This is a genomic window from Amycolatopsis sp. N2S4-7 (assembly GCF_058119595.1).
The window spans coordinates 4,388,210-4,409,944 of the sequence record NZ_CP172299.1 but is presented as its reverse complement, the minus strand read 5'-3'; the positions used below and the strand labels follow the sequence as shown (position 1 = coordinate 4,409,944).

Sequence of the window (21,735 nt, the reverse complement as noted above, 5' to 3'; positions counted from 1 at the left end):
GCGGGCTGGAGGTTGCACTCTGCTGATCATGGCCTCGACGATCGACTCCGCACCGCGTCGCCGAAGTGTGCTGTGGAGCGCGGAACACCGGCTGACCACGGTCGCGCTGCTGCTCGTGGTCACCCTGGTCGCGTTCGAGAGCATGGGCGTCGCGACGGCCATGCCGACCTTGGTCGCCGACCTCCACGGGCTGTCGCTGTATGCGTGGCCGTTCACGATCTTCCTGATTTCCAGCGTGGTCGCGACGGTCCTGTCGGGCCGGATCGGCGACCGCCGCGGCCCGGCGCCGGCACTGCTCGCGGGTCCCGTGCTGTTCGCGGCCGGCCTGGTCGTCGCGGGGACGGCGACCGGGATGCCGACGTTCCTCCTCGGCCGCGCGCTCCAGGGCTTCGGCTCGGGACTGCTCCTGGTCTCGGTCTCGCTCCTGATCGCGCTGACGTTCACCGACCACGAACGCCCGGTGATCTACGCGGCGAACGCCGCGGCCTGGGTCCTGCCGGCGGTGATCGGCCCCTCGGTGGCCGGCGTGGTGACGGTGAGCATCGGCTGGCGTTGGGTCTTCCTCGGCCTGGTCCCGCTCGTGGCCGTTGGCGTGGTGATGCTGGTGGTGGTCGTCCGCCGCTTGCCGACGCATGCGCCCGCCACGGGCGGTCGCCGCGCGAGCGTGCCGCAGGCGATCTTCGCCGCGCTGGGCGTCGCGGCGCTGACATGGGCGGCTCAGCACCAGTCCCTCCTGGCCCTCGGCTACGGCACGGTCGGCCTCGTGGCGCTGGGCTACGCCCTCCGGACGCTGCTGCCGGTCGGGACGCTGACCTCCCGCCCCGGCCTCCCGACGGTCGTCGCCTCCCGCGCCCTGATCGCCGGCGCGTACGCCGGGATGGAGGCGTACCTGCCCCTGACGATGAGCGCGGTCCACGGATACAGCCCCGCCCTCGCCGGCCTGCCGCTGACGATCACGGCTTTGGGCTGGTCGGCGGCGTCGGCAGCGCAAGGCCGGTTCCTCAGCTGGTCGAGGGAGGCATCGCTACGCACGGGGTTCTGGCTGGTCGCGGCCGGGCTCGTCTGCTTCGGCTTGGTCTCCCAACCCTGGTTCCCCAGCTGGGTGGCGTTCGTCGCCTGTGCGGTCGGCGGCGCCGGAATGGGGATCGCGATGCCCGCGATCTCCGTCCTCCTGCTCCGGTACTCACCCGAAGGTGAACGCGGGTTCAACACTTCGGCGATGCAGCTCGCGGACTGGGTGGGGTCCGCGCTGCTCATCGGCTTGGGCGGCGTCCTGCTGAGCGTGATGGGCTCCGTTCTGCACCCGTCGCCGGCGATGGGCCTGCTCACGGTGGCCTTGGTTGCGCTCGCGTTGCTGGGCGTCCGGCTGACGGGAAGGTGGCCGTCGAAGGTGTGACAGCCCACTTCGAGGGCCAGGGTGGGCTTCGTCACGCGCTGGAGCGGACTACCCTGAACTAGCGATGACCTATCTCGACCACGCGGCGACCACTCCGATGTTGCCCGAAGCCCTAGCGGCGATGACCGAGGCGCTGTCCACCGTGGGCAACGCCTCCGCGCTGCACTCTTCGGGCCGCCGGGCGCGGCGGATGGTCGAGGAGGCCCGCGAGACCATCGCCGACGCCATGGGCGCCCGCCCCTCCGAGGTGATCTTCACCGGCGGCGGTACGGAGAGCGACAACCTCGCGGTCAAGGGCATCTACTGGGCTCGTCACGACGAGCAGGAGCAGCGTCGGCGCATCTTGTGCGGAGCTGCGGAGCACCACGCCGTGCTCGACACCGTCGAATGGCTCGAGGCCCACAGCGGCGCAGAGATCACGTTCCTCGACGTGGACAGCCAGGGCCGCGTTTCGCCCGACGTCCTCCGCGCCGCCATCACCGCGGATCCCGAGACCGTGGCGCTGGCGACCGTGATGTGGGCCAATAACGAGGTCGGCACGATCAACCCGATCGCCGAGCTGGCAGCGGTCTGCGCCGAGTTCGACATCCCGCTCCACACCGACGCGGTCCAGGCCGTCGGCGCCGTTCCGGTCGACTTCGCGGCCAGCGGCGCCGCTGCGCTCACCCTCACCGGACACAAGCTCGGTGGTCCGTTCGGTGTCGGAGCACTCCTCCTTGGACGCGACGTGACCTGCGTGCCCCTGCTGCACGGCGGGGGCCAGGAGCGCAGCGTTCGTTCCGGCACCCTGGACGTCCCGGCGATCGTCGGGTTCGCAGCTGCCGTGCAAAGCAGCGTCGGAACCCGAGCCGAGTATGCGAAGCGCGTCGAGGAGCTTCGAGACGGGCTCATCGAAGCCATTCGGCGCGAAGTGCCCGATGCTGTTCTCAACGGCGGAGACGGTGAGCGGCTGCCCAGCCATGCCCACTTCACATTCCCCGGGTGCGCCGGCGACAGCCTGTTGATGCTGCTCGACGCCAAGGGCATCGAATGCTCGACTGGCTCCGCCTGCACCGCGGGCGTCGCCCAGCCGAGCCACGTACTACTCGCCATGGGTGCCGACCCGGCGGCGGCCCGTGGTTCCCTCCGTTTCTCTCTCGGCCACACATCCACTGCCGCAGACGTCGAGGCAGTGGCTGCCGAGATCGGCGGAGTCGTCACGCGTGCCCGGCAGGCCGGCCTGGCCGGAATGCGCAAGCAGACCCAGAAGCAAGAGGTGTAAGGCAATGCGGGTTTTGGCCGCGATGAGCGGAGGAGTGGACTCGGCGGTTGCCGCAGCACGTGCGGTCGACGCGGGGCACGACGTCGTCGGCGTGCACCTGGCGCTTTCGGCCAAGCCGGGCACGTTGCGGACCGGCTCGCGCGGGTGCTGCACGATCGAAGACTCGCACGACGCACGGCGGGCTGCCGACATCCTCGGGATTCCGTTCTACATCTGGGATTTCGCGGAGCGCTTCACCGAAGAGGTCGTCGAGACCTTCGTCGGTGAATACGCCGCCGGTCGCACGCCGAACCCGTGCGTCACCTGCAACGAGAAGATCAAGTTCGAAGCTCTTCTCGAAAAGGCGATGGCACTCGGGTTCGACGCAGTCGCCACTGGCCACTACGCGCGTCTCACCGTCGTGAACGGCGTGCCCGAGCTGCGTCGTAGTGCGGACAGCGGCAAGGACCAGTCCTACGTGCTCGCCTCCCTCACCGCGGAGCAGCTAAGCCACGCCATGTTCCCTCTTGGCGACTCTTGGAAGACCGAGGTGCGGGCCGAGGCGGAGCGACGAGGTCTGTCCGTCGCCAACAAGCCGGACAGCCACGACATCTGCTTCATCCCGGACGGTGACACCAAGAAGTTCCTGGAGAACCGGCTGGGGCAGCGTCCTGGCGAGCTCGTCGACGCAGAAACCGGGGCGGTTCTCGGCCGGCACACAGGGGTGCATGGATTCACCGTTGGGCAGCGCAAGGGCCTCGGCATCGAGGCTCCGGCGCCGGACGGTCGTCCTCGGTATGTCCTGTCGCTCGAGCCGGTGTCCGGCTCGGTGAAGGTCGGTCCCGCAGCTGAGCTCGGGGTCAAGGTGATCGAGGCCGATCGCGCGATCTGGCCCAGCGGCCGGCCGCTGACCGAACCGACCGAGTGCGTGGTCCAGGTCAGGGCTCACGGGGGCATCGTCGACGCGGTCGCCGACGTCGACTCGGACACCATGACTGTGCACCTGCGTGAGCCGCTGCGCGGAGTCGCCCCGGGGCAGGTCGTCGTCCTCTACCGCCCGGATGCCGACGGCGGGGACGTCGTCCTGGGCAGCGCGAAGATCTCCGGCACCCGCTGAGCGTCGGTCACTTTCGGCGCTTGATGCTGAATCGGCTTGCTCGTCGGCGGCCGGGGTTCATCGCCGGTGGCGTCGTCGAGTGCACCCGTCCGGCTGGCGTCGCAACGTTCACGGTGCCGTCCGGAGTGACCTCGTAGTCCCAGCCAGGTTGTCCCTTCAGCTTGCGGTGCCGCGAGCAGTAGGTGACCGGCTGATCGGCCGCCCCCTCGGTCTCGCCCTGTGCGCGAGTTCCTTCGATGCCGCAACTCTGGGCGGGCCGCGTGCATCCGGGCTGGCGGCACTCCTGGTCCCGCACCCGGATGAACTCGTCGTGCTCGAGCAGGTGGCGCGTTGGAGAGAGTTCGATCGCCTGGCCGGTTCGCGGGTCGGTGAGGACCCGGCGAAGGGTCGTGTCGGGGCCGCCGATGATGTGGCGGGCCACCTCCGCCGCGAGGGATCCGCGGCCGGCCAAGATCGCCGGGGATTCGCTGAGGCCGAGGTAGGTATCCAAGTCGATGTGCAGGAACACCTCGGTGCGCTCGCTCGGACCACCCGTGCCGCTGAGCAGCAGGTCCACGGCCACGTCCGCTCGGAGCTGATCCAGCGTCCGCGACTCGTCCGGAGTCTTCATCGCTCGAGCGGCCCGGTCGATGCGGGCGAAGGCGGCAGTCGCCTTTTCGGTCGGCGCGTTGTTGATCGACACATGGGTCACGCCGGCGTCCTGGTGATGCAGGGCGAACCGCCGTTCGACGAGTTTCCGCTCGGTGCGTTGCGCCGCACCCTCCGGATCGACCTTCGCGGCTGCGTAGGCCGCGGCCCGGCGGACCTGGGTGGCGTTCCGGCCCGGAACCCGGTCCACGAGCGTCGCGTCGACAACCTGTACCCGATCGCTGGGCAGCCATGCCGTCGCATCCGTGACCTTCATGGCGCGATAGAGGTCGAGTCTGCCGTCGTCCATGAGGTCGAGCATGCGGGGGAGTCGGGCAATCAGCGCGTTGGCCGCGGAAACGATGGAACTGGCCCGGTGTTCCGTTACGGACAAAGCCAAAGCCACTTCCGAAGCCGCGCTGGGCGCCCGTCTCCGGCGCACGCTCAGTTCCGCGATCGCTCTCAGCTGAAGGGCCTGCAGCTTGGAAATCTCGGCGTCGGTATCGCGGATAAGGTCGATGATCTGGTCGTCTTTCATGCGCTGCAACGTATGCGGATCGGTGCGGACCGAGCGAAGCATGAACGGGAGCTTGTCGTGCTCGCTTCGGTCAGTCGAGGGAGTGAGCTTGCGGAGTGGTTGCGAAGATGCCATGAGCGTGACCGTACGGCCGCTCACGAGAAAAGTCATCGAGATTCGCGGGAATGGGTGGCGAAAGGGAGCGAACGGTCCTTTCGTGCTCTTCATGACTTGACGCACGGCAATAGATTCGGAATCGTTCGCGTGCGTGGACACGTGCGTCGTCGATGGAGGGAGGATCCAATGTCCAATATGGACAGACGGCAGTTCAACGGACGTCGAGGCCATCAGTGCTTAGAGCTTGAGCTTGAAACCTGTGTGACTGGGTTCGAAACCGAGGCGCTTGTAGAACCGGTGTGCGTCTGTCCTGGAGACGTCGGACGTGAGCTGCACGAGTGCGCACCCGCGCCGTCGCGACTCGTCGATTGCCCAACGTATGAGGTCGGCGCCGAGTCCGGTGCCCCGATGGTCGACGTGGATCCGCACTGCCTCGATTTGACCACGGAGCGCGCCTCGCCTGGCCAGGCCGGGAATGATCGTCAGCTGCAAGGTTCCGACGGGCTCATCACCGGAAGCGACAACCATCAGAAGCTGGTTCGGGTCCGCGACGATTTCGTCGAAGGCCCGCAGATAAGGCGCGAGATCGTTGGGATCGTCCCGGGTGGTGCCGAGCTGGTCGTCCGCCAGCATGCGCACGATCGCGCCGACGTCCTCTCGCCGTGCCCTGCGGATGGTGTAGTCGGTCACGGCGTCAGTATCACAGGACGCGGGTGAATCCTTGGTAGCTGTGCTCGAAACCGAAGCGGGCGTAGAACTCTCGCAGGTCGGCGCGGTTGAGGCCGGAATCCAGGTGGAGACGGGTGCAGCCTCGTCGGCGGGCTTCGTCGATGCCCCAGGTCAGGAGCGCGCTGGTGACCCCGCGCCGCGCGGCGCGGATGCCTTCGAGGAGGCCGCGGGGAGCGCCTTCCCACGCGAGCCCTCGCAGCACGGTCAGCTGGGCGGTGCCGGCGACGCCGTTGTCGTCCTCGGCGACGACCAGCGTGACGTGCGGAGTGTTGATCAGCTCCTGGAGCGCGGCTGCCAGCGGTTTGCCCGGCGCACCGAACAAGCGCACGAGCGCCTCGATGTCCGTTGCGCGGGCACGTCTGATGACATCCATTTCACCCAGTATGCAGGATGGCCATCGATGGTCGTAACTGCTACAGGGCGGCTACGCGCGGTGTCGACCGCCGTGTTCCTCAGGTTGTCGCGTAGTGCCGAACCCCGTCGACGACCTGGGCGGTCAGTTTGCCCTGCGCTACCAGGAGGTCGAGGTGCGCTGCCGTTTCCAGGACCGCGAGCATGCGGTTGAAGGAGTCCATTTCGGACAGCTTGCGGTTGCGACGGGTCCAGCCGACCCGGTTCGCGGCTTCGAAAGCGGTGCTCGCGCCGGCCACGATCTGGGAGCCCATCGTTTCGAGGCGTTGCCGATGATGTTCCAGAAGCTCGTCGACCCGTGTGTGCACGCTTTCGGATACGGGGCCGTGGGCGGGAAGCATGCGGCGGTCCGGCATCGCGCGCACCAGGCGCAGGGAGTCGATGAAGTCGTTGAGCGGCAACTCGGCCGGCACGGGCTGGAACCCGATCGAGGGCGTGATGTGGGGCAGTACGTGGTCACCGGAGAACAACAGATCGGCGGTGTCGTCGACGAAGACGACATGCCCGGCCGTGTGTCCGGGAGTGGCGACGACGTTGAACTCACGTCCGGGGAGGATCGGCCTCCGGCCCGGCGTCAGCCATTCGTCGGGCGCTTCCCAGAGATCGGCTTCCGTGTGCCGCCGGTTCGTGCCGAACTCGCGAGCCAGCGCCTCGACGACCTCACTGGCGCCCGCCCGGAACAGCAGATCGACCTGGGCTTCCATCGGCAGCCGGTCGGGGTTGCCCGACACCTTCAGCGACGGCTCTTCGTCTTGGCCGAGGGCGATCTTCGAGCCGAATTCACGACGGAGGACGACCGCCTGTGAATAGTGGTCCCGGTGCACGTGGGTCACGAGGAACTCGCTGACGTCGGCGAGTTCGGCGCCGATGCCGCCGAGTGCGTCCGCAAGCTGTTGCCGTGCGACGGCCAACGCCCAGCCCGAGTCGACCAAGACCAGCTTCTCGCCATCGGTGACCGCGTAGACGTTGACCGCGCGCAGAGCGTCGTTGGGCAAGGGCAACGGGATCCGGTAGACACCGGTCGAGACCTCGTAGATTCCGGGCTCGGTCCAGTTCCTGTCGCTGCTTTCCGGCAACGGTTCCACGGTGACCTCCGTCCCGGCGAGACCTCGGCGTCCCGGCCTTTCTTCACCCTGAGCCGTGCCGGGCTCGCTGTCCACCGGGAGGAGATGAGACACCGGTCACTCGATCAGTCGGTGTCCTGCTTCAGGGCGGTGTCGATCGTGAGGGCCGCGGCGACCACCATGCTGGCCAGCGGATCCGGCAGCGGGTGGGGGATCTCGACGACGTAGTTGTCGGCCGTGGTGAAGGCGGCCTTGAGGAACCCACCCCACGTCTTGGTCACCCGGGCGACTTCGGTGCCGGCGTGGTCTCGGATCGAGAAGTTCCAGGCGCGCCAGTTCTCGGCGAAGATCCCGCCGACCGAGCGGCCGTCGACGACGAAGCCGAACCGGATCTTCCCGAAGACGTTCTCCTGGACGATCTCGCCGATCGGAGTCTCGTCGGCCCTGGTGACGACGAACCGCGACTTGAACACCTTCGCGGGCCGGGTCACCTTGAGCACGGTGCTGTGGTTGGCGTCGCGGACCTCGAACTTGTGGGTCAGGAACTGGTCGTAGTTGGTCAGGAGCCGGATCGCCTTCTTCAGCGTGCTCTGGCCGACCTGGACGACCCCGCCGAGCCGGTTGCCGTTCTGGTCGAAGACGCCGAACTCGTTGGCCATCTCGATCAGCTTGGCGCGCTGGTTGACCACCAGGACCGGTTCCGTGAACAAGGTCCCGCCACCGCTCTGCCCGCCGCCTCGGCCGCGGGTCGCGCGGTTGACCTGGCTCTGGATCCGCGCCGGGTCGTGGCCGCGCTCGATGTCCAGCTCGATCGGCGCAGAGTCGCTCGGCGGTGGCTGGTTGGCCGGCCGGGTGTTGGTGGTCCAGGCCTGGCCGTCCCACCATCGGTGCAGACGGGGATCCCGCGCGTCGGGGTACCAGCCCGGTTGCGGTGGCGAACTCGTCATGGCCGGTCAGCCTATCCGCGCGGACCTGCTCGTGGTGTCGGTAAAAGGAAATACGGTGAATGTCCGCATACCGGCGGCCCGGTCGGCGCCGCCGGGGGGTGGTCGACCAGAATCGGTGGTCGTGAACGAGCGACTTTGGCCCAGCGGTGCCGCGACGGCGATCGGCTCGATGCCGGGCACGGACCCGGCGGAGGCGGCGGCGGTCGTGTTCGGCGAGCTGCCCGACTTCCCGCACCTGCCGGAGCTGCCGGCTCGCGGCGTCGGGGCGGACATGCTCGGCCGGACCGCCGCGTTGCTGGTGGACCTGGCCGTCGAGGTCGTCCCGAGCGGCTACCGCGTCGCGGCCCGGCCGGGGCACGAGCACCGCCGGGCCGTCGACCTGCTCCGCTGGGACCTCGACGCCTTGCAAGAGGCGCGCGAGAAGGCCGGAGTCACGCCGCCGGTCTTCAAGGTCCAGGTGGCCGGGCCATGGACCCTCGGCGCCGGGATCGAACTGCCCCGGGGGCATCGGGTGCTCACCGACCGCGGCGCCCTGCGCGACTTCAGCGCGTCCCTGCTGGACGGCCTCACCGGCCATGTCGCCGAAGTCCGAGCCAGGACGGGCGCACCGGTGGTCGTCCAGTTCGACGAGCCGTCGCTGCCCACGGTGCTGGCGGGTGGGCTGTCGACGCCTTCCGGCTACGGGAATGTCCCGGCGGTGCCGGAGCCGGACGCCCGTGACCTGCTCGCCACCATGATCGACGGCGCCCGGCAGATCACGGGCAATCCCGTGATCCTGCATTGCTGCGCCGCGAAACCGCCCCTCGGCCTGCTGCGCCAGGCCGGCGCGGACGCCATCGCCTTCGACCTCGCCGCGCTCGACGGTGCGTCCGCCGCGTTCCTCGACGAGATCGGCGAGGTGTGGGACGGCGGGGCGACGTTGTTCTTGGGCGCGGTCCCGGCGACGGCGCCCGCGTCTCCGCCCAGCCTGAAGGACATCGGTGAGCCGGCCTTCCGGCTGGCCGACCGGCTCGGCTTCAACCGGAGCGTCCTCGCCGAACGGGCCGTGCCGACGCCCGCATGCGGCCTCGCCGGCGCGACGCCGGAATGGCTGCGCCGGACCCTTGCGCTGACGCGTGACCTCGGCAAGGCCTTCGTGGAGCCGCCGGAGGACTGGTGACGGAATCCGGCAACTCGCCGACGTCCGCTCCGCCCGGCAAGTAGCGTGTCGGGGTAGCCGACCGAACGAGGACCACCCGTAACCATGCGCCTGTTCCGCCGCAAGAGCACCGCCGCCGATCCGCCCGACCCGCGCACCGCGTGGCCCGAGCAGCACGTGCCGGAGGACCCGGCGGCCGCCGCGGAAGCGTTCTGGCACGGCTGGTTCGACTTGCTCCCGATGACCAGCGCGGCGCTCGGCGAGGGCGAGCCGCACCGGGTCGAGCACGAGCTCTGCCAGCTGGTCGAGGCGCTGCACCCGCGGCTGCACTTCTCGCTCGAACGGGGGCGACAGGCGATCTACGCCCTGGTCGTGACCGGCCAGGAAGACCCGGAGCTGCGGCCGTTCACCGACGCGTGGCGCGCCGCCGCGCCGCCGGACGACGCGATTTGGGAGTACCACGACTCCGTCCCGCCGGTGCCCGATCCGACCGAGGTCACGGTGAACCTCGGCGAGCACCGGATCGCGCTGGCCGACGTCCGGGTTGTCGCGCAGGTGGACGACGACGAGCACGTGGTCGACGTCGCCGTCTTCCACCCGGGGTTCCGCGACCTTGACGACGCCTCCCGGCGGACCATGACTTTCCTGCCCCTCGACGCGACACTGGGTGAACGGCTCGCCGCCGAACGGTTACGCCGCGTCGAGACCGCGGAGGCCGAGCCGGCCGGGGCGATCACCCTTCTGGAGCTCCGTGAACTGGTCCGCGGACTGGACGCCGGGCCGGACGAAATTGTCGGTACCTCCGGCTAGGGTTACCACCCGTGAGCAGCACCGAACTCCCCCAGGACCAGATTGCGGCGGTCGACGCCCCGGTGGCCGCCGAGGACGTCGCCGACGTCCCGGCCGACGTGCGCGAGCGGCACGCTGCCCTCGCGGAGGAACTGCGCAACCACCAGTTCCGCTACTACGTCCTGGACTCGCCGATCATCTCCGACGGGCAGTTCGACGAGCTGCTCGGCGAGCTGCAGCGGCTGGAAGAGGCGCATCCGGCGCTGATCACGCCCGATTCGCCGTCCCAGCGGGTCGGGGGCACGTTCTCGACCGAGTTCACCGCGCACGACCACCTCGAGCGCATGCTCAGCCTCGACAACGTCTTCGATGAGGACGAGTTCCTGGCCTGGGTCGAGCGCGTCGAGAAGGAGGTCGGGCGCACCGAGTTCCTCGCCGAGCTGAAGATCGACGGCCTGGCGATCAACCTCCTGTACGAGAACGGCCACCTCACCCGGGCGCTCACCCGGGGTGACGGCCGGACCGGGGAGGACGTCACGCTGAACGTCCGCACGCTCGACCAGGTGCCCGAGACACTGACCGGCAGCGACCAGTTCCCGGTGCCCGCCCTGGTCGAGGTGCGCGGCGAGGTCTACTTCCGTGTTGAGGACTTCCTCGAGCTGAACGCGAAGATGGTCGAGGCGGGCAAGCCGCCGTACGCGAACCCGCGCAACACCGCGGCCGGGTCGCTGCGGCAGAAGGACCCCAAGATCACCCGCGAGCGCCGGCTGCGGCTGATCTGCCACGGGCTCGGCAAGCGCGAGGGCTTCGAACCGCAGCGTCAATCGGAGGCGTACGACGCGCTGGCGGCGTGGGGCTTGCCGGTGTCGCCGCACAGCAAGGTGCTGACGTCGGCCGAGGAACTCACCGAGCACATCACCTACTGGGGTGAACACCGGCACGACGCCGAGCACGAGATCGACGGCGTGGTCATCAAGGTCGACCAGGTGGGACTGCAGCGACGCCTGGGCACGACGTCACGCGCGCCGCGGTGGGCGATCGCGTACAAATACCCGCCCGAAGAAGCGATCACCACGCTGCTGGACATCCAGGTCGGCGTCGGGCGCACCGGACGGGTGACGCCCTTCGCGGTCACCGAGCCGGTCACGGTCGCGGGGTCGACCGTCGCGCGGGCCACCCTCCACAACCAGGAGGAGGTCAAGCGCAAGGGCGTGCTGATCGGCGACCGGATCGTCATCCGGAAGGCCGGCGACGTCATTCCCGAGGTCCTCGGGCCGGTGGTGGAAGCGCGCACGGGCGACGAGCGCGAGTTCGTCATGCCCACCCATTGCCCGGAATGCGGCACGGAGCTCGCCTACCAGAAGGAAGGCGACAAGGACATCCGCTGTCCGAACACCCGGTTCTGCCCGGCGCAGCTCCGGGAGCGGCTCTTCCACCTGGCCGGGCGCGGCGCCTTCGACATCGAGGTCCTCGGGTACGAGGCGGCGGTCGCGCTGCTCGACGCGCGGGTGGTCGCCGACGAGGGCGACGTCTTCGACCTGAACGAGGACAGCCTCGCCGAGGTCGAGCTGTTCCGGACCAAGGCGGGCGAGTTGTCCGCGAACGCGCGGAAGCTGCTCGCCAACCTCGACGCGGCGAAGGACCGGCCGTTGTGGAAGGTGCTGGTCGCGCTGTCGATCCGGCACGTCGGGCCGACGGCGGCGCAGGCGCTGGCGCGCGAGTTCGGCTCGATCGAGCGGATCGAGCAGGCGAGCGAGGAGGAACTGGCGGACGTCGACGGCGTCGGCCCGACCATCGCGCGGGCGACTCAGGAGTGGTTCGAGGTCGGCTGGCACCGCGAGATCGTCGAAAAGTGGCGACGCGCCGGCGTGCGGATGGCGGAGGAGCGCGACGAGTCGATCCCGCGCAACCTCGAAGGGCTGTCGATCGTGGTGACGGGCTCGCTCGACACCTTCTCCCGCGACGAGGCGAAGGAAGTCATCATGGCCCGCGGCGGCAAGGCCGCTGGGTCCGTCTCGAAGAAGACCGCGTTCGTCGTCGTCGGCGACTCGCCTGGGTCGAAATACGACAAGGCTGTCCAGCTGAAGGTGCCGGTGCTCGACGAAGCCGGCTTCCGCGTCCTCCTGGAGCGGGGGCCCGAGGCGGCGCAGGAGGTGGCGCTGCCGACCGGTGACGAAACGGGCGAAGAAGAGACTGGGGGAACCGATGGGTGATGTCGAGATCCGGCCGCCGCGGCCCGAGGAGTATGCCGCGGCGGGCGAGGTCACGGTGCGGGCCTACGACGCCGACGGCCACCTGGCCGGGGACGTCGGGTATGACGCGGAGTTGCGCGACATCGAGCGGCGGGTCGAGCTGGCCGAGGTGCTCGTCGCTGTCGACGGCGCAGGAGAGGTGGTCGGCACGGTGACCATCGTGCATCCCGGCTCTCCGTACGCCGAGATCTCGCGGCCGGGGGAGCTGGAGTTCCGGATGCTGGCGGTGGCGCCGTCGGCGCGTGGCCGCGGCATCGGCGAGGCGTTGACGAAGGCCGTGCTCGACCGTGCGCGGGCGCTGGGCATCCGCAAGGTGGTGCTGAGCAGCGTCGAGGGGATGCGCAGCGCGCATCGGCTCTACGAGCGGCTCGGCTTTGCCCGCCTGGCCGAGCGGGACTGGCGGCCATACCCGCATATCAGCCTGATCGCCTACCAGATCGACGTCTGACCTGGCGGTCGCCGAATCGGGGACGAGCTGTTCGTCCCCGATTCGGCCACGCCGGTCCGGAGCTCAGCCGTCGAGGACGACCGCGACGATGCCCGCGAGGTGGGCGAGCCGGGCGACCTCGGCGGCGCGGAAGTTCGGCCCGCCCGGGCGGGCGACGAGCAGCGCCTTGCCCGGCTTGCCGAGCGGCGTGGCGGCCAGCTCGGTGCCGAGCTCCTTCCACGTCTCCGGGATCCAGTCGTCCTCGCTGTCGAGCACCGTCGCGCGTTCGAGCGGCAGCCACGGCAGGTCGGTGATCGGCGTCTCGGGAGCCGCGCTGGACGAGGCCAGCCGGACCGCGCCGGTTTCGGCGTGTTCGACGATCATCGCCCAGCCGGCACGCACGATGCGGGGGACGCCCTCGGCCAGGATGTCGAGGCCGGACTTCGGCTGCGCGGCGATCTCTTCGACGAGTTCGAGCTCGCGGTGCGTGTCCAGCACGCCCGCGTAAGGGCGGACCGCGTCCACTTCGACGCCTTCGACGCTCTCCGCCGCCGTGATCAGCGCGTCGGGCAGGCGGCCCGACGGGAGCTCGACCACCAGGTCGTCGACGGCGACTCCGCTGCCGCGTTCGACGACGTCGACGCTGAGGATGTCGGCGCCTACCGTGCCGAGAGCCGTGGCGACCGCGCCGAGGGTCCCCGGGCTGTCCGGAAGGAGGACCCGGATCAGGAACGACACCACGCGCCCCTCTCACCTCTGGCGTCCCAGCCTTGCCGTGGGACGCTCGATGCCGGTCGCCGATTGTGACAGACCCACCCGGCTCGCGGGACCTGCTGTCCGCCGGGCGGGATGCGAGCGTCGCCGGACGGCACCTGGCTTGCGCCGGGCGTAACCCAGTCGAGTCCGCCCACGCCGCCACCATAGACTTGCAGCTTCCGAGACAACCCGCACAGCACAACCCGGGAGTCACCCGCGTGCCCAACATTTCCCGAGACGAGGTCGCGCACCTCGCGAAGCTGGCCAGGCTGGCCGTGACCGACGACGAGATCGACGTCTTCGCCGGCCAGCTCGACCAGATCCTGGACTCGGTGGCCAAGGTGAGCGAGGTCGCCGCCGACGACGTGCCGCCGACGTCGCACGCCGTGCCGCTGACGAACGTCTTCCGACAGGACGTCGTCGTCCCCGGGCTCTCGCAGCAGCAGGCGCTGGCCGGTGCGCCGGCCGCCGAGGACGGGCGTTTCCGGGTGCCGCGGATTCTGGGGGAAGAGCAGTGACCGAGCTCATCAAGCTGTCCGCCGCGGAGCTGGCGGAGAAGATCCACGCGCGTGAGGTGTCCGCGGTCGAGGTCACGCAGGCCCACCTGGACCGGATCGCCGAGGTCGACGACCACATCCACGCGTTCCTGCACGTCGACACCGAGGGCGCGCTGGCCGCGGCCAAGGCCGTCGACGAGGGGCTCGCCGACGGCAACGCGCCCGCGTCGTCGCTGGCCGGCGTGCCGCTCGCGCTCAAGGACGTCCTGACCACCGAGGGCGTGCCGACCACGTGTGGGTCGAAAACGCTCGAAGGCTGGATCCCGCCGTACGACGCCACGGTGACGCGCAAGTTGCGCGAGGCCGGCGTCGTGATCCTCGGCAAGACCAACATGGACGAGTTCGCCATGGGGTTGTCGACGGAGAACTCGGCCTACGGCCCGACGCACAACCCGTGGGACCACGCCCGCATCCCGGGCGGGTCGGGTGGCGGCTCGTCGGCGTCGATCGCGGCCTTCGAGGCGGCCATCGCCATCGGGACCGACACCGGCGGCTCGATCCGCCAGCCCGGGTCCGTCACCGGGACCGTGGGGGTCAAGCCGACCTACGGTGGCGTGTCGCGGTACGGGCTCGTCGCGTTTTCGTCGTCGCTCGACCAGGCCGGGCCGTGCGCCCGGACGGTGCTCGACGCCGCGCTGCTGCACGAGGTCATCGCCGGGTACGACCCGCGCGACTCGACCTCGATCGACGCGCCGGTGCCGCCGGTTGTCGCCGCGGCGCGCCAGGGCGCGAACGGTGACCTGAAGGGCGTCAAGGTCGGCGTCGTGAAGGAGTTCGGCGGCGACGGCTACCAGCCGGGCGTCCTGCGGTCGTTCCAGGGCGCGGTCGAACAGCTGCGGGCGCTCGGCGCCGAGGTTGTCGAGGTCTCTTGTCCGCATTTCGTCTACGCGCTGCCCGCGTACTACCTGATCGCGCCGAGCGAGTGCTCGTCGAACCTCGCCCGGTTCGACGCCATGCGCTACGGCCTGCGCGTCGCCGACGACGGCACGCACAGCGCCGAAGAGGTCATGTCGCTGACCCGCGAAAAGGGCTTCGGCGCCGAGGTCAAGCGGCGCATCATGCTCGGGACGTACGCGTTGTCGTCCGGCTACTACGACGCCTACTACGGCTCGGCGCAGAAGGTGCGCACGCTGATCACGCGTGACTTCGACGCCGCCTTCCAGCAGGTCGACGTCCTCGTGTCGCCGACCACGCCCACGACCGCGTTCAAGATCGGCGAGCGCGTCGACGACCCGATGGCGATGTACCTCGCCGACCTGTGCACGATCCCGTCGAACCTCGCCGGCAACGCCGCCATGAGCGTGCCGAGCGGGCTGTCCGACGAGGACGGGCTGCCGGTCGGCCTGCAGATCATGGCCCCGGCGCTCGCCGACGACCGGCTCTACCGGGTCGGCGCCGCCTACGAGGCCGCCCGCGACGCCGCCGCTGGTGGCTCGCTCGTCCACAAGGTCCCGGAGCTGGGAGGAACGAAGTGACTGCCGTGGCCGAGTTGATGGACTACGCCGACGTCATCGAACGCTTCAACCCGGTGCTCGGGCTCGAAGTGCACGTCGAGCTCAACACCAACACGAAGATGTTCTGCGGCTGCCCGAACGAGTTCGGCGGCGAGCCGAACACGAAGGTCTGCCCGACCTGCTTGGGCATGCCCGGCGCGTTGCCGGCGGTGAACGGCAAGGCCGTCGAGGGCGCGATCCGGATCGGTCTCGCGCTGAACTGCGAGATCGCCGAGTGGTGCCGGTTCGCTCGGAAGAACTACTTCTACCCGGACATGCCGAAGAACTTCCAGACCTCGCAGTACGACGAGCCGATCGCCTTCAACGGCTACCTCGACGTCACGCTCGACGACGGTGAGGTCGTCCGCGTGCAGATCGAGCGCGCGCACATGGAGGAGGACACCGGCAAGTCGCTGCACGTCGGCGGCGCCACCGGCCGGATCCACGGCGCCGAGCACTCGCTGCTCGACTACAACCGGGCCGGCGTGCCGCTGATCGAAATCGTCACCAAGCCGATCGAGGGCACCGGCGAGCGGGCCCCCGAGGTCGCGCGCGCCTACGTGAGCGCGCTGCGTGACCTGCTTCGCGCGCTCGACGTGTCGGACGTCCGCATGGACCAGGGCTCGCTGCGCTGCGACGCGAACGTTTCGCTGATGGCGAAGGACGCGACCGAGTTCGGCACCCGGACCGAGACGAAGAACGTCAACTCGCTGCGCAGCGTCGAGCGCGCGGTGCGCTACGAGATGACGCGGCAGGCGGCGATCCTCGCCGACGGCGGGACGATCAAGCAGGAGACCCGGCACTTCCAGGAGGCCGACGGCACCACGTCGCCGGGCCGGACGAAGGAAACCGCCGAGGACTACCGGTACTTCCCGGAGCCCGACCTGGTCCCGATCGCGCCGTCGCGCGAGTGGGTCGAGCAGCTGCGCGGCACGCTGCCGGAGATGCCGTCCGAGCGGCGGAAGCGGATCCAGACCGAGTGGTCGCTTTCCGACGAAGCCCTGCGTGACCTGCTGAACGTCGGTGCCGTCGACCTCGTCGCGGCCACGGTCGAGGCCGGCGCGTCGCCGGACGAGGCGCGCGGCTGGTGGGTCAACACGCTGGCGCAGGAGGCGAACACCCGCGAGGTCGAGCTCGCCGATCTGCCGATCACGCCGAAGCAGCTGGCCGAGGTCATCGGGCTGGTGTCGTCCGGCGAACTGACGAACAAGCTGGCCAAGGAAGTCGTCCAGGGTGTGCTCGCCGGTGAGGGCGAGCCGCGCGATGTCGTCGAGAAGCGCGGGCTGAAGGTCGTCTCGGACGACTCGGCCCTGCTCGCGGCGATCGACGAGGCCCTGGCGGCGCAGCCCGACGTCGCGGACAAGATCCGCGGCGGCAAGGTGGCCGCGGCGGGCGCGATCGTCGGAGCGGTCATGAAGGCGACCAAGGGGCAGGCCGACGCCAAGCGGGTCCGCGAGCTGATCATCGAGCGCGTCGGTTCCTGACCGTTGTCCTTCTCCGTCAAAAGCGTCACCTGGCGCGAGTGGCTCGGCCTGGCGGCCGGGCTGCTCGCGCTGGGCTCGACGTTCCTGCCGTGGACCACGCTCAGCACCAACAAGGCGGAAATCGAGGACATCCTCTCGCAGTTGCCGCGCGACGACGTCATCCGCGACGCGTGGCACTCGAGCTTCTTCGCCTGGTGCCCGCCGTTGCCGTTGCTGCTGGCCGGGCTGGTCGTGGTCTTCTTCGGCCGCATCCGGAAACTGCGGGTCAGCGGGCTGCCGCACCTGTGGCTGGTGGTCGCCGCGGCGTCGCTGCTGCTGATGGTGATCGGCTGGTTCACGCTCGACTGGGAGTTCGACGCCGACCAGCGCGGCATCTTCGACGCCGCCGGGATCGCCATCAACCCCGGCTCCGGGCGGTTCCTCGGGCTGCTCGCCGCGCTCGTGTCGGGCGTCGCCGCGTTCCTGGACATGCGCGCGGTGCGGGCCGAGAGCCGGCAGCCGCGGAAGCGTGAGCCTCGGAGCAAGAGCCGCTGATCGCCTGGGCCGCGGTTGTCGGGAGCAGGCAGGTGTGCGGAGCCGCGGTGAGGTCGGTACGGCCTTCGTAGCCCGTGTGGGAGACCGAGCCGCAGGTCGTCCGTTTGGTTGACCACCAGCGTTGACAACGTTGTCAGTTTGGTCGGCCGTTGCGCGAGAAAGCGCTTTCTGACACGGTCGAAGTCGGCGTCGCCGATGCCGCGCCGATCGCTGCCGCGGGGTGTCGTCGTCGAGGAGGGAGGTCCGGGGTTGGCTTCGGGAAAGCGCTTACGGGTCGCCGTCGTCGGGGCTGGGGGGATCGCCGGGAGCCATCGGGCCGCCTTTCAGGCTCATGGCGGCGACGTCGACCTCGTGGCCGCCGCGGACGTCGATGAGGCCCGGGCCGTGGCGTTCTGTGCGGCGACCGACCACGCCAAGCCCTACCGCGACCTCGACGCCCTGCTCGCCGAGCAGGAACCCGACCTCGTCTCGATCTGCACGCCGCCGGGACTGCACGTCGAGCAGACCAAGAAGGTCCTCGAGAGCGGCGCCTGGGTCTGGTGTGAGAAGCCGCCGTGCCGGTCGCTCGCCGAGTACGACGAGATGGCCGCCGCCGAACGGGACGGGGGTCCGTACGCCGCCTTCGTGTACCAGCAGCGGTCCGGTTCGGGCGCCGCGCACTTCCGGAGCCTGCTCGTGGACGGGGAGCTCGGCCGTCCGCTCGTCGCGCACTGTCAGACGACCTGGTACCGCGACGCCGCCTACTACGCCGTGCCCTGGCGGGGGCGGTGGGAGACCGAGGGTGGCGGGCCAGCCATGGGGCATGGCATCCACCAGATGGACCTGCTGCTCCACCTCCTCGGCGAGTGGGCCGAAGTGCGGGCGATGACCGCGCGGCTGGTGCACGACGTCGAGACCGAGGACGTCTCCACCGCGCTCGTCCGGTTCGAGTCGGGGGCGCTCGCGACCGTCGTCAACAGCGTCCTCTCCCCGGACGAGGTGAGCCGGATCCGGATCGACTGCGAGCGCGCCACCGTCGAGCTCACCCACCTCTACGGGTACGGCAACGACCACTGGCGTTACACCCCCGCACCGGGGCTGACCGTCGGAAACACGCCGCCCGCCGACGTCGCCAGCTCGCACGCCGCCGCGTTCGCGCCGGTCCTGGCCGCGTTCCGGGAAGGGCGGCGGCCGCCGTGCAGCGGGGCGGACGGGCGGCGGGTGCTGGAGTTCGTCGCCGCGCTCTACAAGTCCGCGAGCACCGGCCTCGGCGTGCGCCGCGGGCAGATCGGGCCCGGCGACGCCTTCTACCGGTCCATGGCCGGGACCGCGGACGGAAACCGCCGGTGAGCGCGCCCATCACCGTGACCCACCGGCACGGCGACCACGTCGTCGTCGAGGCGGCGGGCGTCCAGCTCCTGTCCTATGTGTACAAACCCGACCCCGTGGCGTACGAGTCCCGCAAGCCCTACACCCATCCGCTGCGCACCCTCGGCGGCTGGTGCGTCAGCGGGTACCGGCCGTCGGACCACCGGTGGCACAAGGGCCTGCAGATGACGGCGAGCCACCTGTCCGGCCAGAACTTCTGGGGCGGCCACACCTACGTCCCCGGCCGCTGGTACCAGGACCTGCCCGACCGGATCGGCTCCATGCGGCACGACGAGTTCGCGGACTTCACCGTCGAGGGCGACCGGCTGAGCCTCACCGAACGGCTCACCTGGGTCGCCAACGGCGGCGACGAGTGGGCGCGGGAACGGCGTGACATCGTCATCCACTCGGTCGAGCCGGCCGAGGGCGCCTGGGCCCTCGACTGGGCGATCGAGCTGACCAACGTCCGCGACGTCCCGCTCGAGTTCGGCAGCCCGACCACCGCCGGCCGCGACCAGGCCGGGTACACCGGCCTGCACTGGCGTGGTCCGCGGGACTTCGGCGGCGGCCGCGTCCTCGGGCCCGGCGACCTCGAGGGCGACGCCATGATGGGCGCGCAGGCGCCGTGGCTGGCGTTCGTCGGCGAGCACGACGGCGTCGACGCGCACTCGACGCTCGTCTTCGCGCACGCGCCCGAGAACGACAAAGCCATCCACGAGTCGCACTGGTTCGTGCGTTCGCAGGACGCGCCGATGGTCGCCATCTCGTGGGCGTTCTTCGAAGAGTTCGCGCTGCCGCCGGGGGAGAGCTTCACTTATCGCTACCGGATCGTCGTCGGCGACGGGGCCTGGGACCGCGACCGGGTGACGCAGTACCTCGAGAGCCACGGATTCTGAGGAGCAGCATGGACGAGTTCCCGCTACCGGGTGGCATCGGCGTCTCGCACCTGCGCGCCTACGACTGGGCGGCCGAGGACGGCGTCTGCGGCGGCAGCCCGCACCTGCACCTCGCCTGCACCGAGGCGTACGTCGTCACCGGGGGACAAGGCGCCGTCCAGACGCTGAGCACCGGCGGCTACGCCGAGACGCCCCTGGAGCCCGGGGTGATCGCGTGGTTCGCGCCGGGCACCGTGCACCGGATGGTGCAGGGCGGCGGCCTGCGCGTCACGGTCCTCATGCAGAACAGCGGGCTGCCCGAGGCGGGCGACGCCGTGTTCACGTTCCCGCCCGACGTGCTCGCCGACGCCGCGGCCTACGCCGAGGCCGCCGCGTTGCCGAAAACCGACGACGCCGCCCGACGGCGGCGTGACCTGGCGATTCGCGGTTACCTGCCGCTGCGGGAGGCCCTGCTGGACGGGGACGCGGAGCCGCTGCGGGCCTTCCACCGCGCGGCCGTCGCGCTCGTCGGGCCGAAGGTCGCCGGGTGGGTGCCGCGCTGGCAGGCCGGGGCGCTGAAGGCCGCCGAACTGACCGGGGCGCACCTCAAGGCGCTCGCCGACGGCGACGGGAGCCACCTCGAGCAGGCGGGGGTCCGGGTCGCGACGCCGTCGAACCCGGACGGCTACGGCATGTGCGGGCGCCGCGCCGAATACGACATCCCGGGTGTCACCTCGCCCTGCGGCGGGGACGCCCTCGATCAGGAAGGCCAGTGATGAACCAGCCCAGTATCGGAGTGCTGCTCAACGGGGTCACCGGCCGGATGGGGTACCGGCAGCACCTGCTCCGGTCGGTGCTGGCCATCCGGGAGCAGGGCGGCGTCGAGCTGCCCGACGGCACCCGGGTGCAGCTCGAGCCGATCCTCGCCGGGCGCAACGCGGCGAAGCTCAAGGAGCTCGCCGACCGCCACGGCCTGACCGCGTGGACGACCGACGTCGATTCGGCGCTGGCCGACGTCCAGATCTACTTCGACGCGCAGCTGACGTCGGCGCGCGAGCCGTCGGTGCGGGCGGCGATCGCCGCGGGCAAGCACGTCTACGCCGAGAAGCCCCTGGCCGAGTCGCTGCCGGCCGCGCTGGAGCTGGCCGGGCTCGCGCGGGACGCCGGGATCTGCCACGGCGTCGTGCACGACAAGCTGTTCCTGCCCGGCCTGCGGAAGCTGCGGCGGCTGATCGACGGCGGGTTCTTCGGGCGGATCCTGTCGGTGCGCGGCGAGTTCGGCTACTGGGTGTTCGAGGGCGACTGGCAGGAAGCGCAGCGGCCGAGCTGGAACTACCGCGCCGAGGACGGCGGCGGAATCGTGCTCGACATGTTCTGCCACTGGAACTACGTGCTCGAGAACCTCTTCGGCCGCGTCTCGGCGGTGACGGCGAAGGCGGTGACGCACATCCCGCGTCGCTGGGACGAGCAGGGCGAGGCCTACGCGGCGACGGCCGACGACGCCGCGTACGGCATCTTCGAGCTCGAGTCGGGGACCATCGCGCAGATCAACTCGTCGTGGTCCACCCGGGTCTTCCGCGACGAGCTGGTCGAGTTCCAGGTCGACGGCACCGAAGGCAGCGCGGTCGCCGGGCTGCGGCGCTGCCGCGTCCAGCACCGCTCGGCGACGCCGAAGCCGGTGTGGAACCCGGACCTCCCGGCGACCGAGCCGTTCCGCGACCAGTGGCAGGAGGTCCCGGACAACACCGAGTTCGACAACGGCTTCAAGGCGCAGTGGGAGGAGTTCGTCCGGGACGTCGTCGCCGGACGGCAACACCGCTACGACTTCTTCTCGGCCGCGCGCGGACTGCAGCTGGCCGAGGCCGGGCTGACGTCGTCGGCGGAGGGCCGCCGGGTGGAGCTGAAGCCGCTGGCGTAG

21 protein-coding genes are annotated in these 21,735 nt (G+C 70.3%); 15 read left to right on the top strand and 6 right to left on the bottom strand.

What is annotated here, in order from left to right:
* Positions 1-28: 28 nt before the first annotated feature.
* The 3 genes from ACH54P_RS20620 to mnmA all read left to right on the top strand — a co-directional run bounded on the left by ACH54P_RS20620 (position 29) and on the right by mnmA (position 3,753).
* Positions 29-1,396, top strand: coding sequence for an MFS transporter (locus ACH54P_RS20620; protein ID WP_489915099.1), 1,368 nt, complete (start codon positions 29-31; stop codon positions 1,394-1,396).
* Between the two features lie 64 nt (positions 1,397-1,460).
* Complete coding sequence (locus ACH54P_RS20615) at positions 1,461-2,657, top strand: cysteine desulfurase family protein (protein ID WP_489915097.1); 1,197 nt, start codon at positions 1,461-1,463, stop codon at positions 2,655-2,657.
* Positions 2,658-2,661: 4 nt separating this feature from the next.
* Positions 2,662-3,753, top strand: a complete 1,092-nt coding sequence (gene mnmA, locus ACH54P_RS20610; protein ID WP_489915095.1) for a tRNA 2-thiouridine(34) synthase MnmA — start codon at positions 2,662-2,664, stop codon at positions 3,751-3,753.
* A gap of 7 nt (positions 3,754-3,760) precedes the next feature.
* Here the strand turns inward: mnmA and ACH54P_RS20605 are convergent, their stop codons facing one another.
* The 5 genes from ACH54P_RS20605 to ACH54P_RS20585 all read right to left on the bottom strand — a co-directional run bounded on the left by ACH54P_RS20605 (position 3,761) and on the right by ACH54P_RS20585 (position 8,165).
* Positions 3,761-4,918: a DUF222 domain-containing protein gene (locus ACH54P_RS20605; protein ID WP_489915093.1), complete on the bottom strand. Its 1,158-nt coding sequence runs from the start codon at positions 4,916-4,918 to the stop codon at positions 3,761-3,763.
* 333 nt (positions 4,919-5,251) lie between these two features.
* Positions 5,252-5,704 carry a GNAT family N-acetyltransferase gene (locus tag ACH54P_RS20600; RefSeq protein WP_489915091.1) on the bottom strand — a complete coding sequence of 151 codons (453 nt, stop codon included), beginning with the start codon at positions 5,702-5,704 and terminating at the stop codon, positions 5,252-5,254.
* Positions 5,705-5,714: 10 nt separating this feature from the next.
* Positions 5,715-6,116, bottom strand: a complete 402-nt coding sequence (locus tag ACH54P_RS20595) for a GNAT family N-acetyltransferase (RefSeq protein WP_489915089.1) — start codon at positions 6,114-6,116, stop codon at positions 5,715-5,717.
* A 79-nt stretch (positions 6,117-6,195) separates the two neighbouring features.
* Positions 6,196-7,239, bottom strand: coding sequence for an MBL fold metallo-hydrolase (locus tag ACH54P_RS20590; protein WP_489915087.1), 1,044 nt, complete (start codon positions 7,237-7,239; stop codon positions 6,196-6,198).
* A gap of 104 nt (positions 7,240-7,343) precedes the next feature.
* Complete coding sequence (locus ACH54P_RS20585; RefSeq protein WP_489915085.1) at positions 7,344-8,165, bottom strand: LURP-one-related family protein; 822 nt, start codon at positions 8,163-8,165, stop codon at positions 7,344-7,346.
* Positions 8,166-8,286: 121 nt separating this feature from the next.
* Between ACH54P_RS20585 and ACH54P_RS20580 the strand changes: the two genes are divergently transcribed.
* From ACH54P_RS20580 to ACH54P_RS20565, 4 genes are all read left to right on the top strand, one after another.
* Positions 8,287-9,324, top strand: a complete 1,038-nt coding sequence (locus ACH54P_RS20580) for a methionine synthase (protein WP_489915083.1) — start codon at positions 8,287-8,289, stop codon at positions 9,322-9,324.
* Between the two features lie 84 nt (positions 9,325-9,408).
* Positions 9,409-10,113 (top strand): hypothetical protein, encoded by a 705-nt coding sequence (locus tag ACH54P_RS20575; protein WP_489915081.1) that lies wholly within the window; start codon positions 9,409-9,411, stop codon positions 10,111-10,113.
* Between the two features lie 11 nt (positions 10,114-10,124).
* Entirely contained in the window at positions 10,125-12,305 is a 2,181-nt protein-coding gene (gene ligA / locus ACH54P_RS20570) for an NAD-dependent DNA ligase LigA (RefSeq protein ID WP_489915079.1), read from the top strand.
* A complete protein-coding gene (locus tag ACH54P_RS20565; protein WP_489915077.1) occupies positions 12,298-12,792 on the top strand; it encodes a GNAT family N-acetyltransferase in 495 nt (164 codons plus the stop codon). The genes ligA and ACH54P_RS20565 overlap by 8 nt, the downstream gene beginning before the upstream one ends.
* Positions 12,793-12,855: 63 nt before the next feature.
* On the opposite strand, the gene ACH54P_RS20560 is transcribed toward ACH54P_RS20565, so the two are convergent.
* Positions 12,856-13,509, bottom strand: coding sequence for an ACT domain-containing protein (locus ACH54P_RS20560; RefSeq protein ID WP_364258797.1), 654 nt, complete (start codon positions 13,507-13,509; stop codon positions 12,856-12,858).
* A 236-nt stretch (positions 13,510-13,745) separates the two neighbouring features.
* Here ACH54P_RS20560 and gatC point away from each other — a divergent pair, with 236 nt between their 5' ends.
* The 8 genes from gatC to ACH54P_RS20520 all read left to right on the top strand — a co-directional run bounded on the left by gatC (position 13,746) and on the right by ACH54P_RS20520 (position 21,735).
* Positions 13,746-14,045 carry an Asp-tRNA(Asn)/Glu-tRNA(Gln) amidotransferase subunit GatC gene (gatC, locus tag ACH54P_RS20555; RefSeq protein WP_489915075.1) on the top strand — a complete coding sequence of 100 codons (300 nt, stop codon included), beginning with the start codon at positions 13,746-13,748 and terminating at the stop codon, positions 14,043-14,045.
* Positions 14,042-15,559, top strand: coding sequence for an Asp-tRNA(Asn)/Glu-tRNA(Gln) amidotransferase subunit GatA (gene gatA / locus ACH54P_RS20550; RefSeq protein WP_489915073.1), 1,518 nt, complete (start codon positions 14,042-14,044; stop codon positions 15,557-15,559). The genes gatC and gatA overlap by 4 nt, the downstream gene beginning before the upstream one ends.
* Positions 15,556-17,061: an Asp-tRNA(Asn)/Glu-tRNA(Gln) amidotransferase subunit GatB gene (gene gatB, locus ACH54P_RS20545; RefSeq protein ID WP_489915071.1), complete on the top strand. Its 1,506-nt coding sequence runs from the start codon at positions 15,556-15,558 to the stop codon at positions 17,059-17,061. The genes gatA and gatB overlap by 4 nt, the downstream gene beginning before the upstream one ends.
* 3 nt (positions 17,062-17,064) lie before the next feature.
* On the top strand, positions 17,065-17,595 hold the full coding sequence (locus tag ACH54P_RS20540; RefSeq protein ID WP_489915069.1) for a hypothetical protein: 531 nt from the start codon (positions 17,065-17,067) through the stop codon (positions 17,593-17,595).
* 249 nt (positions 17,596-17,844) lie between these two features.
* Positions 17,845-18,924 carry a Gfo/Idh/MocA family protein gene (locus ACH54P_RS20535; protein ID WP_489915067.1) on the top strand — a complete coding sequence of 360 codons (1,080 nt, stop codon included), beginning with the start codon at positions 17,845-17,847 and terminating at the stop codon, positions 18,922-18,924.
* Positions 18,921-19,838: a DUF6807 domain-containing protein gene (locus ACH54P_RS20530; RefSeq protein ID WP_489915065.1), complete on the top strand. Its 918-nt coding sequence runs from the start codon at positions 18,921-18,923 to the stop codon at positions 19,836-19,838. The genes ACH54P_RS20535 and ACH54P_RS20530 overlap by 4 nt, the downstream gene beginning before the upstream one ends.
* A gap of 8 nt (positions 19,839-19,846) precedes the next feature.
* Positions 19,847-20,593, top strand: a complete 747-nt coding sequence (locus ACH54P_RS20525; protein WP_489915063.1) for a cupin — start codon at positions 19,847-19,849, stop codon at positions 20,591-20,593.
* Complete coding sequence (locus tag ACH54P_RS20520) at positions 20,593-21,735, top strand: Gfo/Idh/MocA family protein (protein WP_489915061.1); 1,143 nt, start codon at positions 20,593-20,595, stop codon at positions 21,733-21,735. Before ACH54P_RS20525 ends, ACH54P_RS20520 begins: the two co-directional genes overlap by 1 nt.